Source organism: Variovorax sp. OV084, assembly GCF_900111625.1.
In the GTDB taxonomy this organism is placed as follows: Bacteria; Pseudomonadota; Gammaproteobacteria; order Burkholderiales; family Burkholderiaceae_C; genus Variovorax.
In genome coordinates this window covers 607,345-619,403 of the sequence record NZ_FOII01000001.1, presented here as the reverse complement: position 1 = coordinate 619,403, position 12,059 = coordinate 607,345, and the positions used below count along the sequence as shown (strand labels likewise).

Annotated in this window: 10 protein-coding genes; all 10 read right to left on the bottom strand. The window is 64.0% G+C overall.

The annotated features are described in order from the left end of the window. Window positions 1-4 precede the first annotated feature (4 nt). Window positions 5-460 carry a PaaI family thioesterase gene (locus BMW87_RS03045; RefSeq protein ID WP_093074029.1) on the bottom strand — a complete coding sequence of 152 codons (456 nt, stop codon included), beginning with the start codon at window positions 458-460 and terminating at the stop codon, window positions 5-7. 2 nt (window positions 461-462) lie between these two features. Continuing rightward, window positions 463-1,638: an acetyl-CoA C-acyltransferase gene (locus tag BMW87_RS03040; RefSeq protein ID WP_093056890.1), complete on the bottom strand. Its 1,176-nt coding sequence runs from the start codon at window positions 1,636-1,638 to the stop codon at window positions 463-465. 43 nt (window positions 1,639-1,681) lie between these two features. Continuing rightward, window positions 1,682-3,157 carry a M20 family peptidase gene (locus tag BMW87_RS03035; RefSeq protein WP_093074027.1) on the bottom strand — a complete coding sequence of 492 codons (1,476 nt, stop codon included), beginning with the start codon at window positions 3,155-3,157 and terminating at the stop codon, window positions 1,682-1,684. 28 nt (window positions 3,158-3,185) lie between these two features. After that, window positions 3,186-5,291 carry a 3-hydroxyacyl-CoA dehydrogenase NAD-binding domain-containing protein gene (locus BMW87_RS03030; RefSeq protein ID WP_093074025.1) on the bottom strand — a complete coding sequence of 702 codons (2,106 nt, stop codon included), beginning with the start codon at window positions 5,289-5,291 and terminating at the stop codon, window positions 3,186-3,188. Window positions 5,292-5,439: 148 nt separating this feature from the next. After that, a complete protein-coding gene (locus BMW87_RS03025) occupies window positions 5,440-6,135 on the bottom strand; it encodes an ABC transporter ATP-binding protein (RefSeq protein ID WP_093056893.1) in 696 nt (231 codons plus the stop codon). 1 nt (window position 6,136) lies between these two features. Beyond that, the gene (locus tag BMW87_RS03020; RefSeq protein ID WP_093074023.1) at window positions 6,137-6,907 is read right to left on the bottom strand and encodes an ABC transporter ATP-binding protein; all 771 of its coding nucleotides are present in this window, start codon (window positions 6,905-6,907) and stop codon (window positions 6,137-6,139) included. Next, on the bottom strand, window positions 6,904-8,247 hold the full coding sequence (locus BMW87_RS03015; RefSeq protein ID WP_093074021.1) for a branched-chain amino acid ABC transporter permease: 1,344 nt from the start codon (window positions 8,245-8,247) through the stop codon (window positions 6,904-6,906). Before BMW87_RS03015 ends, BMW87_RS03020 begins: the two co-directional genes overlap by 4 nt. A 4-nt stretch (window positions 8,248-8,251) precedes the next feature. Then, entirely contained in the window at window positions 8,252-9,205 is a 954-nt protein-coding gene (locus BMW87_RS03010; RefSeq protein ID WP_093056896.1) for a branched-chain amino acid ABC transporter permease, read from the bottom strand. A gap of 83 nt (window positions 9,206-9,288) precedes the next feature. Next, window positions 9,289-10,530, bottom strand: coding sequence for a branched-chain amino acid ABC transporter substrate-binding protein (locus BMW87_RS03005; RefSeq protein WP_093056897.1), 1,242 nt, complete (start codon window positions 10,528-10,530; stop codon window positions 9,289-9,291). Window positions 10,531-10,729: 199 nt separating this feature from the next. Next, the gene (locus tag BMW87_RS03000; protein ID WP_093056898.1) at window positions 10,730-11,959 is read right to left on the bottom strand and encodes a branched-chain amino acid ABC transporter substrate-binding protein; all 1,230 of its coding nucleotides are present in this window, start codon (window positions 11,957-11,959) and stop codon (window positions 10,730-10,732) included. Window positions 11,960-12,059 lie beyond the last annotated feature (100 nt).

Sequence of the window (12,059 nt, the reverse complement as noted above, 5' to 3'; positions counted from 1 at the left end):
CTTGCTACTTTTTCGGAGAGTCAGGCAGTTTCGCGATGGTGCCCTGCGCCAGCGCGCAGAGCTTCTCTGCACCGTCGTTCACCACGAACACTTCGCAGGTGCAGACGGCCTGCGAGCTGCCGCAATGGGCTGTGGTGGCCCGTGCGATCAAGCGGTCGCCAAGAGCCGGCCGCACATAGTTGATCTTGAATTCGGAAGTCACCACCGGCACACGCAACGCGCTGCCACCGGCAAAGGTGAGCGCGTTGTCGGCCATGTAGCTCACGATGCCGCCGTGGGCAAAGCCGTTCTGCTGCTTCAGCTGCGCCGTGAGCGGCAGCTGAAGCTCGGCAAGGCCCGGCGCCAGCGCGTGCAACTCCGCGCCGATCAGCACGCTGAACGGCTGCGATGCAAGCATGCGGCGCCCGTAGGCCAGAACGGCTTCGGGCGAGACCTCGTGGTCGTGGCCCAAGCCGGACATGATTACAAGACCTCGAACACGCCCGCGGCACCCATGCCGCCGCCGATGCACATCGTGACCACGACTTTCTTGGCACCGCGGCGCTTGCCTTCGATGAGCGCGTGGCCCGTGAGGCGCTGGCCGCTCACGCCGTAGGGGTGGCCCACAGCAATGGCGCCGCCGTCCACGTTCAGGCGGTCGGCCGGAATGCCGAGCTTGTCGCGGCAGTAGATCACCTGCACGGCGAAAGCTTCGTTCAGCTCCCACAGGTCGATGTCGTTGACCGTGAGGCCCAGGCGCTTGAGCACCTTCGGAATGGCGAACACGGGGCCGATGCCCATTTCGTCGGGCTCGCAGCCGGCCACGGCAAAACCGAGGAAGCGGCCCAGGGGCTTCAGGCCCTTCTGCTCGGCGTACTTCTCGTCGACCACCACGCAGGCGCCGCCGCCGTCGGAGAACTGGCTGGCATTGCCGGCCGAGATCAGGCCGCCGGGAATGGCCGAGCGGATGCCGCTGATGCCTTCCTTGGTGGTGCCGGCGCGGATGCCTTCGTCGTTCTCGATGGTGACTTCCTTGGTGCGCAGGCCCAGCACGGGGTCGGCCACGCCGGCCAGCACGGTGATGGGGGCGATCTCGTCCTTGAAGCGGCCGGCTTCCAGCGCGGCGGTGGCCTTCTGCTGGCTGGCGGCGCCGTATTCGTCCATGGCGTCGCGGCCGATGTTGTAGCGCTTGGCGACCTGCTCGGCCGTCTGCAGCATGTTCCAGTAGATCTCGGGCTTGTGCTTCACGAGCCACGGGTCGGCCAGCATGTGCTTGTTGGCTTCGTTCTGCACGCACGAGATGCTCTCGACGCCGCCGGCCACGTACACCTCGCCCTCGCCCGCGATGATGCGCTGGGCGGCGGTGGCGATGGTCTGCAGGCCCGACGAGCAGAAACGGTTGATGGTCATGCCCGAAGTGGTGATCGGCAGGCCGGCGCGCAGCGCGATCTGGCGTGCGATGTTGGAGCCGGTCGCGCCTTCGGGCGTGGCGCAGCCCATGATGACGTCGTCCACCGAAGCAGGGTCGATGCCGGCGCGCTGCACCGCGTGCTGCACGGCGTGGCCGCCGAGCGTGGCGCCGTGCGTCATGTTGAAGGCACCCTTCCAGCTCTTCGCGAGCGGCGTGCGGGCGGTGGAAACAATGACGGCGCTGGTCATGGTGAGGTCCTTTGAAGCAGATGGAAGGGAAAAGAGGTTGTCGTCATTGCGCCGGAGCAGCGTTGGTGTTGCTCAGGAGCTGGTGATAGAAGCCGATCATCTCGCCGTAGTTCGAGATGGCCAGCCGCTCGTTGTTGCCGTGAAAGCGCGCCAGGTCTTCGCCCTTCACGCGGAACGGCGAGAAGCGGAAGACGGCATCGCTCACGAGGCTGAAGTGGCGCGAGTCGGTAGCGGCGGTCATGAGGCCGGGGGCCACCACCGCATCGGGGAAGGTCTGACGCACGGCCTGCTGGATCGCGCGGTAGCCGGTGCTGTCGGTCGCCGACACGGGCGACGGCTCGGCGTTGCCGGGGTACTGCTTGATCTTGATGTCGTCGTTGGCCAGCGTCTTGCGCAAGTGTGCCTCGACGCTGGCGAGCGTGTCACCCGGCAGGATGCGGAAGTTGACGGCGGCTTCGGCGCGGCCGGGCAGCACGTTGTCTTTGTTGCCGGCGCGAACGATGGTCAGCGCGGTGGTCGTGCGCAGCATGGCATTGCTGCTCGGGCTCTTCTCGAGCTGGCCGCGCACCAGCGGCTCGGTGAGCCACAGGTTGGACAGCATCACGCGGTTGACGCCGCTCATCTCTGGCGCAAGCGCGCCGAACATCTGGCCGGCCACGCCCTTGATGCCACCAGGCATCGGATTGGCTTCGAGCCGTGCCAGCGCCGCACTCATGCTGCCGATGGCGCTGTGCTGCGGCGGCATCGACGAGTGGCCGGGGGAGGTGTCGAGCGAGAGGAAGAAGGTGCCATAGCCCTTTTCAGCCAGGCCGATGAGCGCCGCGGGCTTGCTCAGGCCCGGCAGCACGCCGTCGAGCACCAGCAGGCCTTCGTCAAGCACCCAGTCGAGGCGCACGTTGCGCGACTTGAGCAGTTCGGCAATAGGCAGCGCACCGCGCAGGCCGCTCACCTCTTCGTCGTCGCCCATCACGAGATAGACGGTCTGCCTGGGCTTGAAGCCGGCGCCGATGAGCAGCTCGATGCCTTCCATCTGCGCGAGAAGATTGCTCTTGTTGTCGAGCGTGCCGCGGCCCCAGATGAAGCCGTCCTTGATCTCGCCCGCGAAGGGGTCGACCGTCCACGCCTTCTCGGTGCCCGGGGCAATGGGCACCATGTCCTGATGCGCCATCAATGCGATGGGCTTGGCAGAGGGATCGGTGCCGGTCCATGTATAGAACAGCGCCTTGTTGCCGACCACTTCCTTCTTGAGAGTGGCATGCACCTTCGGGAACTGCTGTGCAAGGAATGCATGCAGCTTGTCGAACTCGGCCGCATTCGCAGCCGGATCGTCCATGCCCGACACCGTGCGGAACGTGATCGCTGTAGAGAGCCGCTTGGCTGCTGCCTGCAGATCGATGTCCAGCTTCGGCGCGGGCGCCACCGCCAGTTGCTGCGACGGTGTGGTCCAGGTCTTGACCGCCACGGCGGCCACCAGCAAGACGATTGCCAGCAGCAGCCCGAGGAAGATGCGTTTCAACATTGGCGGTCGGTCCCTTTGCCTTAGTGGATCAGCTGAACTGCTTGCCTTCGGCCACGAGCTTCTGGATCAGCGGTGCGGGCTGCCAGAACGCGCCGTCATCACGCGGGTTCTTGGCAAAGCGCTTCATCGTCTCGGCCACGTTGTACAGGCCGACCTGCGACGCGTAGTGCATCGGGCCGCCGCGCCAGATCGGGAAGCCGTAGCCGGTGAGGTACACCATGTCGATGTCGCCAGACTTCGAGGCAATGCCGTCTTCCAGGATGTGCGCACCTTCATTGACCAGTGCGTACACCAGGCGCTGCACGATCTCTTCATCGGAGATCTTGCGCGGCGTGATGCCAAGCTCTTTGCGGTGGTCCTCGATCATCTTGTTGACGAGTTCCGACGGAATCGCATCGCGCTTGCCGGCCTGGTAGTCGTACCACCCTGCCCCGGTCTTCTGGCCGAAGCGGCCCAGTTCGCAGAGCTTGTCGGCCGTACGGCTGTACTTCATGTCGGCGCGCTCGGTGGCGCGGCGCTTGCGAATGGCCCAGCCGATGTCGTTGCCGGCCAGGTCGCCCATGCGGAACGGGCCCATGGCAAAGCCGAACTTCTCGACGGCCTTGTCGACCTGCTGCGGCGTGGCGCCTTCGTCCAGCAGGAAGCCTGCCTGGCGCGAGTACTGCTCGATCATGCGGTTGCCGATGAAGCCGTCGCACACGCCCGAGACCACCGAGGTCTTCTTGATCTTCTTGCCGATGTCCATGACCGTGGCGAGCACGTCCTTGGCGGTGGCCTTGCCGCGCACCACTTCGAGCAGCTTCATCACGTTGGCGGGGCTGAAGAAGTGCATGCCGACCACGTCCTGCGGACGGTCGGTGAACGAGGCGATCTTGTCGACGTCGAGCGTCGAGGTGTTCGAGGCCAGGATCGCGCCCTTCTTGGCCACGCGGTCGAGTTCCTTGAAGACCTTTTCCTTCACGCCGATTTCTTCGAACACGGCCTCGATGATGAGGTCGGCGTCCTTCAGGTCGTCGTAGCTCAGCGTGGTGCTCAGGAGCGCCATGCGCTGCTCGTACTTGTCCTGCTTGAGCTTGCCCTTCTTGACCTGGGCTTCGTAGTTCTTCTTGATGGTGGCAACGCCGCGGTCGAGCGCTTCCTGCTTCATCTCGAGGATCTTGACGGGGATGCCCGCGTTCAGGAAGTTCATCGAGATGCCGCCACCCATGGTGCCGGCGCCGATCACGCCAACGGCCTTGATCTCGCGCTTGGGCGTGTCTTCGGGCACGTCGGGAATCTTGCTCGCGGCGCGCTCGGCCATGAACAGGTGGCGCAGGGCCAGCGATTCGGGCGTGAACATCAGCGCCGTGAACAGGCGGCGTTCTTCGGCCATGCCTTCGTCGAACTTCAGTTTCGTTGCGGCCTGCACGGCGTCGACACACTTCAGCGGCGCCGGGTAGTTCTTCGACATGCCGCCGACCATGTTCTTGGCGAACTGGAAGTAGGCGTCGCCCTGCGGGTGCTTGCACGGCAGGTTGCGCACCAGCGGCAGCGCTTCACCAGTCTTGCCGGCCACGCTCTTGGCGAAGGCCACGGCTTCTTCGAACACCGATTCGGCCGAGGCAGCCAGCTTGTCGAACAGCTTCTGGCCGGGCAGGCTCGCGAGCAGTTCGCTCTTCACGGGCTCGCCGCTGACGATCATGTTCAGTGCGGTTTCCACGCCGAGCACGCGCGGCAGGCGCTGCGTGCCACCAGCGCCGGGCAGCAGGCCCAGCTTGACTTCAGGCAGTGCCACGCTGGTGCCGGGAGCAGCCACGCGGTAGTGGCAGCCCAGGGCCAGTTCAAGGCCGCCGCCCATGCACACCGAGTGGATGGATGCGACGATGGGCTTGGGAGAGGCTTCGAGCGCGAGGATCACGCTCAGCAGGTTGGGCTCTTGCAGCGCCTTGGGCGTGCCGAACTCCTTGATGTCCGCGCCGCCCGAGAAAGCCTTGCCGGCGCCGGTGATGACGATGGCCTTGACGGCGTCGTCGGCATTGGCCTTCGACAGGCCATCGGTGATGCCGATGCGTGTCGAGAAACCGAGACCGTTGACCGGAGGGTTGGTCAGTGTGATCACGGCGATATCGCCGAGCACTTTGTATTCAGCCGTCATGCTGCGTTCCTTGGTGTGTGAAGAAAAAGAAGAAAAAGCACGAGTGTTCTTTTTCGGGGATTCTAGGCGTTTCGCGTGGCCCAACAATGGCACGCAGTCGCTGGAGAGACAAGGGGATCCGGGGCGTAGCCCGAATCCCCTGGGGGTATCAAACCTCCAACCACTCTTTGCGAGTGGTGGCGTCGGCGCGGAGGCTGTCCGGCGTGCCGTCGAACACGATGCTGCCGTGGCCCATGACGAGCGCGCGGTCTGAAATCTGCATCGCGATGGTGAGCTTCTGTTCGATCAGCAGCACCGAGATGCCCTTGTCCTTCAGCGTGCGCAGGTACTGCCCCACCAGCTCGACGATCTTGGGCGCGAGGCCTTCGGTGGGCTCATCGATGATGATGAGATCGGGGTCGCCCATCAGCGTGCGGCACAGCGTGAGCATCTGCTGCTCGCCGCCCGAGAGCACGCCCGCTTCGGTGTGCTGCCGCTCCTTCAGGCGCGGGAACATGCCGTACATGTCGTCGAACGACCAGCGGCTGCCCTTGCCCGAGCCCTTCTGCCCCAGCAGCAGGTTCTGGTGCACCGTGAGCTTGGGGAAGATGTCGCGGTTCTCTGGCACGTAGCCGATGCCGAAATGGGCGATCTCGTAGGCTTTGCGACGCAGGATGTCCTGCCCCTTCCAGTGCAGGCCGCCCTCGGCATGCACCAGGCCCATGATGGCCTTGGCCGTGGTCGAGCGGCCGGAGCCGTTGCGGCCCAGCAGCGCGACGATTTCGCCGGGGTTCACGTCGAACGAAACGCCGTGCAGCACATGGCTCTTGCCGTAGTAGGCGTGGATGTCTTTGAGCTTCAGCATGTCAGTGTCCCGCCCCTTGTGCATCCGCGACCGACGAGCCGAGGTAGGCCTCCTGCACGCGCGCATTCGCACGAACGGCAGCAGGCGTGTCGAAGGCAATGACTTCGCCATACACCACCACCGCGATCTTGTCGGCCAGCCCGAAGACCACGCCCATGTCGTGCTCCACCGTCAGCAGTGTCTTGCCGACCGTGACGTGCTTGATGAGCGAGATGAAGTGCGAGGTTTCGGTCTTGCTCATGCCCGCCGTGGGCTCATCCAGCAGGATGACGCTGGCGCCGCCCGCAATGGTCACGCCGATTTCCAGCGCGCGCTGCTCGGCGTAAGTGAGGTTCACCGCGTGCACGTCGCGCTTCTTCTCCAGGCCGATCTGCCTGATGAGCTCTTCGGTGCGCTCGTTGGCGTCGTCGAGGTTCGAGAGAAAGCGCAGGAAGGTGTACTTGTAGCCCAGGCTCCACAGCACGCCGCAGCGCAGGTTCTCGAAGACGGTGAGCTTCGGGAAGATGTTGGTGATCTGGAAGCTGCGCGACAGCCCCATGCGGTTGATCTCGTACGGCTTCATGCCGTCGATGCGCTGGCCGTTGAGCAGCACCTCGCCGCTGGTGGGCGTGAGCCGCCCGCTGATCAGGTTGAACAGCGTGGACTTGCCCGCGCCGTTCGGCCCGATGATGGCGATGCGCTCGCCGGCCGTCACGGCCAGATCGACGCCGCGGATGATGTCGGTCTTGCCGAAGCTCTTGCGCAGGTTCTTGAGTTCAAGTGAATAGGTCATGCCGTCTCCCGCCGCTTGATCTCGGCTTCGATTTCTTCCTGTGCATGGCCCCAGACCTTCGCGAAGCGCCGGCGCACCACCTCGAACACGCCCAGGCCCACCGCCAGCAGCGCCACCGCGATGATCCAGCTAGTGGCCGATGAGGTATCGAGCTGCAGGCCCGCGAGCGGCACCACGGGCCCGAGCGCCGCATTCAGCTGCATGTGATAGATCATCTCGACGATGGCGGCAGCGCCCGCGAGCATGATGGCCGCACCGATGAAGAGGCCCACGTAGAGTGCGTAGAAGCGCTTGATCTTGCCGAACAGCGCCACGCGCACGTTCATCATGATCAGGCTGGCCACGCCGCCGGGCGCGAACATCACCATCAGCAGGAACACCAGGCCCACGTACAGCAGCCAGGCCTTGCTGAGCTCGGACAGCAGCACCAGCGCGAACACCAGCAACGCCGCGCCGATGATCGGCCCGAAGAAGAAGGTCGCGCCGCCCAGGAAGGTGAACAGCAGGTAGCTGCCCGAGCGCAGCCCGTTCAGGCTGTCGGCCGCGTTCACGATCTCGAAGTTGATGGCCGCCAGTCCGCCGCCGATGCCCGCGAAGAAGCCCGCGATGATGAAGGCGTAGTAGCGCACGCGCTGCGTGTTGTAGCCGATGAACTCCACGCGCTCCGGGTTGTCGCGCACCGCGTTCAGCATGCGCCCGAGGGGCGTGCCGGTGAAGGCGAACATCAGCCCGGTGCAGATGAAGCAGTACACGGCGATCAGGTAATACACCTGGTTCTGCGGCCCGAAGTTGATGCCGAAGACCGAGGCGCCGTACACGCGGTTGGTGGTGATGCCGCCCTCGCCGCCGAAGAAGCTCGGGAACATCAGCGCCATGGCGGCCACCAGCTCGCCGAGGCCGAGCGTGATCATCGCGAAGGTGGTGCCCGACTTCTTGGTCGACACGTAGCCGAACACCACGGCGAAGAACATGCCGCCCAGGCCACCCACGAGCGGGATGAGCACCAGCGGAATCGGCAGCTTGCCGGCGCTGGCCAGGTTCATCGCGTGGATGGCGATGAACGAGCCCAGGCCCACGTACACCGCATGCCCGAAGCTGAGCATGCCGCCCTGCCCCAGCAGCATGTTGTAGCTCAGGCAGATGATGATGAGGTAGCCGATCTGCGACAGCATGGTGAGAGCCAGGCTGCTGGTGAAGATCATCGGCGCCACGATCAGCAACAGCGCGAAGAAAGACCAGATCAGGATGCGGCCGATGTTCAGCGGCTTGAAGCGGTAGTACTGCGTCGGCGCCTTGTTGGCCGAAGCGGCTGGCGTGGTTGTGGTGGTTGCAGTGTTCATGGCGTCAGTCCTCCCGCGTTCCGAGAAGACCCTTGGGCCTGAAGATGAGAATCAGCACCAGGAACAGATACGGCAGGATCGGTGCCACCTGCGAAATGGTGAGCTTCAGCAGTTCATAGCCGAAGGTCTGGTCGCTCACCGCCACGCCGAGCGCCTGCAGGCCGGTGGCGAGCGACTGGTCCATGGCCACGGCGAAAGTCTGCACCACGCCGATGATCAGCGAGGCCAGGAAGGCGCCTGCCAGCGAGCCCATGCCGCCGACCACCACCACCACGAAGATGATGGAGCCGACCGAACCCGCCATGGCCGGCTCGGTGACGTAGGTGTTGCCGCCGACCACGCCCGCGAGGCCAGCCAGCGCTGCGCCGCCGCCGAACACCAGCATGAACACGCGCGGCACGTTGTGGCCCAGCGCCTCGACCATGTCGGGGTGCTTCAACGCCGCCTGGATGACCAGGCCGATGCGCGTGCGCGTGAGCAGCAGCCACACCGACACCAGCATCAGCACCGCCACCAGCATGATGAACGAGCGCGACTTGGGAAACTGCGTGCCGTAGAGCGAGAAGAGCGGGCCCTGCAGCGCCGACGGCAGGCCGTACGGCACCGTGGAGCGGCCCCACACCAGTTGCACGAGTTCGAGGATCAGGTACGAAAGACCGAAGGTCACCAGCAGCTCGGGCACGTGGCCGAACTTGTGGACCCGGCGCAGGCAGTAGCGCTCGAAGGCCGCGCCCAGCGCGAACACCAAGAGCGGCGCGATGAAGAGCGCCGGCCAGAAACCGACGACGCCCGACAGCGTGTAGGCGAAATAGGCGCCCAGCATGTAGAAGCTGGCGTGCGCGAAATTGAGCACGCCCATCATGCTGAAGATCAGCGTGAGGCCAGAGCTCAGCATGAACAACAGCAAGCCGTAGCTCACGCCGTTGAGCAGCGAGATGACGAAGAATTCGACGTTCATCGGTCTTTCGTGTCAGGTAAAAAAGAAAAAGGCCCGAGTGTTGAAGTCGGGCCTCGACCTGTCAGGTGGCGATCAGACAGCGATCAGGAGGCGCCGCCGGGCCGCTTCATCTGGCAGGAGGTGGGCGTGCTGGCCACGTAGGCGTCGTAGTACTTCACCGGGGCCAGCGTGTAGCCGGTGTTCTCCGGGCTGTACGGGTACTTGGCGCTGGCCTTCTCCCACTTGGCGATGTACAGGCCCTGCTGTGCCTGGTGGTCGGTCTTGCGCAGTTCGATCTCGCCGTTGAAGCTCTTGAACTTCATGCCTTCCATGGCGGCGGCAACCTTGACGGGGTCGGTCGACTTGGTCTTCACGAAGGCTTCGGTCAGCGCCTGGAACACGGTGTAGACGTCGGTGGTGTAGAGGTCGTCGTTGAACTTCTTCTTGAACTCTTCGGCGTACTTCTGCATGTCGCCGCCCATGTTGTAGTGGGCATAGCCGACCTGGTACACCTTGCCGTCGGACGCAGCGCCCATGGCGGTCGGCGTGCCGCTGGTCACGGCGTAGTAGGTGTAGAACTTGACGTTCAGGCCCGAGTCGTTGGCCGACTTGATAAGCAGCGCGAGGTCGGAGCCCCAGTTGCCGGTGATGACGGTGTCGGCGCCCGAGGCCTTGATCTTGGCGATGTACGGCGCGAAGTCGCGCACCTGGGCCAGCGGATGCAGGTCGTCGCCGACGATCTGCACGTCGGGGCGCTTGTTCTTGAGGTTTTCCTTGGCGAACTTGGAGACCTGCTGGCCGTGCGCGTAGTTCTGGTTGAGCAGGTAGACCTTCTTGATTTCCGGCTGGTCCTTCATGTAGGTGGTCAGCGCTTCCATCTTCATCGACGTGTCGGCGTCGAAGCGGTACTGCCAGTAGCTGCACTTGCTGTTGGTCAGGTCGGGGTCGACGGCGGCGTAGTTCAGGTACAGCGCTTCCTTGCCGGGATTGCGCGCGTTGTTCTTCTCGAGCGCGTCGATGATGGCCAGCGCAGGGCCGGAGCCGTTGCCCTGCACGATGTAGCGCGCGCCCTGGTCGAGGGCAGAACGCAGTGCGCTGGTGGTCTCTTGCGGGCTGAGCTTGTTGTCGATGCCGATGATCTCGAACTTCACGCCTGCCGCATTCTTCTTGTTGAACTCTTCGGCAAAGAACTGGAAGGTCTTGAGCTGGTTCGTCCCGACCGCGGCCATGAGGCCCGACAACGGGTCGAGCCATGCGATCTTGACGGTTTCACCCTTCTGGGCAAGGGCGCCGGTGGCGGTTGCCGCGATGACGGCCGCGGTAGCGATTTTCAGAGCGAACTTCAATCTATATCTCCTGGTCAAACCGATTCAAAACGCCGCACGAGAGTACAAGCGTTTGCAGCCCCACTCCTCAGGGAATGCCCGTAAGAGGGGTGCTGCAAAGGCCCGTTTCTATCGCGCATGCGACACCGCGTTTCTCCAATTTGCTACCCGTTGGTAGACAGCTGCTACCAATGGGTAGGAAACGCGTTCACAAAGACGCCTAGGGGCGCTTCATCTGGCACGACGTGGGCGTGCTCGCCACGTACGATTCGTAGTACTTCACGGGAACGTTCGTGTAGCCGGTGTTCTCCGCGTCGTAGGGGTACTTGGCGCTGGCCTTTTCCCAGCGCGAGATGTACAGGCCCTGCTGCAGCTGGTGGTCGGCCTTGCGCATCTCGACCTCGCCGTTGAAGCTCTTGATCTTCATGCCCTCCAGCGCCGCGGCCACCTTGACCGGGTCGGTCGACTTGGTCTTGGCGAAGGCGGCATCGAGCAGTGCGAACACGTGATAGATCGACGACTGCGTGAGGTCGTCATTCATGCGCTTCTTGTAGCCGGCGAGCAGCTGCTGGATTTCTCCGCCCATGTTGTAGTGGGCGTAGGCGACGGTGTAGACCTTGCCGTCGGAAGTGGCGCCCATGGCCGTGGGCGTGCCCGCACCCGGCGCGTAGTAGGTCAGGAACTTGACGTTCAGCCCCGAGTCGTTGGCCGCCTTGATGAGCAGCGACAGGTCGGAGCCCCAGTTGCCGGTGATGACGGTGTCGGCGCCCGAAGCCTTGATCTTTGCGATGTACGGAGAGAAGTCGCGCACCTGCGCGAGCGGATGCAGGTCGTCGCCCACGATCTGGATGTCGGGGCGCTTCACCTTCAGGTCTTCCTTGGCGAACTTGGACACCTGCACGCCGTGGGCGTAGTTCTGGCCGAGGATGTAGACCTTCTTGATGTCAGGCTGGTCCTTCATCCAGGTGGTCAGCGCCTCCATCTTCATGGAGGTGTCGGCGTCCAGCCGGAAGTGCCAGTAGCTGCACTTGCTGTTGGTCAGGTCGGGGTCGACCGCAGCGTAGTTCATGTAGAGCAGCTCCTTGCCCGGATTGCGCGCGTTGTTCTTCTCGACGGCGTCGATGATGGCTAGCGCGGGGCCGGAGCCGTTGCCCTGCATGATGTAGCGCGCGCCCTGGTCTTGCGCGGAACGCAGCGCGGCGGTGGTCTCTTGCGGGCTGAGCTTGTTGTCGAGCGCGATGATCTCGAACTTCACGCCCGACTGGTTCTTCTTGTTGAACTCTTCAGCAAGGAATTGCGTGGTCTTGAGCTGGTTGGTGCCGACCGCGGCCATGAGGCCCGACAGCGGGTCGAGCCAGGCGATCTTGACGGTCTCGCCCTTCTGAGCGAATGCAGCGGCAGCGCTCACCAACATTGCACAGGCAGCTACTGACTTGATAGCAAATTGCATGAAGAGTCTCCAGTGTGAAAGGCGGAATGCCAGCGTACAAGCGCCCTTTTCTTCGCCGCACAGGGAATGCCCGGAAGGAAGGCCGCCGGGGCGGCTTTCC

Coding starts and splice junctions, on each gene's coding strand:
- BMW87_RS03020 (WP_093074023.1), bottom strand. CDS start 6,907: ATGACCTATTCACTTGAACTCAAGAACCTGCGCAAGAGCTTCGGCAAG.
- BMW87_RS03025 (WP_093056893.1), bottom strand. CDS start 6,135: ATGCTGAAGCTCAAAGACATCCACGCCTACTACGGCAAGAGCCATGTG.
- BMW87_RS03030 (WP_093074025.1), bottom strand. CDS start 5,291: ATGACGGCTGAATACAAAGTGCTCGGCGATATCGCCGTGATCACACTG.
- BMW87_RS03000 (WP_093056898.1), bottom strand. CDS start 11,959: ATGCAATTTGCTATCAAGTCAGTAGCTGCCTGTGCAATGTTGGTGAGC.
- BMW87_RS03035 (WP_093074027.1), bottom strand. CDS start 3,157: ATGTTGAAACGCATCTTCCTCGGGCTGCTGCTGGCAATCGTCTTGCTG.
- BMW87_RS03010 (WP_093056896.1), bottom strand. CDS start 9,205: ATGAACGTCGAATTCTTCGTCATCTCGCTGCTCAACGGCGTGAGCTAC.
- BMW87_RS03045 (WP_093074029.1), bottom strand. CDS start 460: ATGTCCGGCTTGGGCCACGACCACGAGGTCTCGCCCGAAGCCGTTCTG.
- BMW87_RS03040 (WP_093056890.1), bottom strand. CDS start 1,638: ATGACCAGCGCCGTCATTGTTTCCACCGCCCGCACGCCGCTCGCGAAG.
- BMW87_RS03015 (WP_093074021.1), bottom strand. CDS start 8,247: ATGAACACTGCAACCACCACAACCACGCCAGCCGCTTCGGCCAACAAG.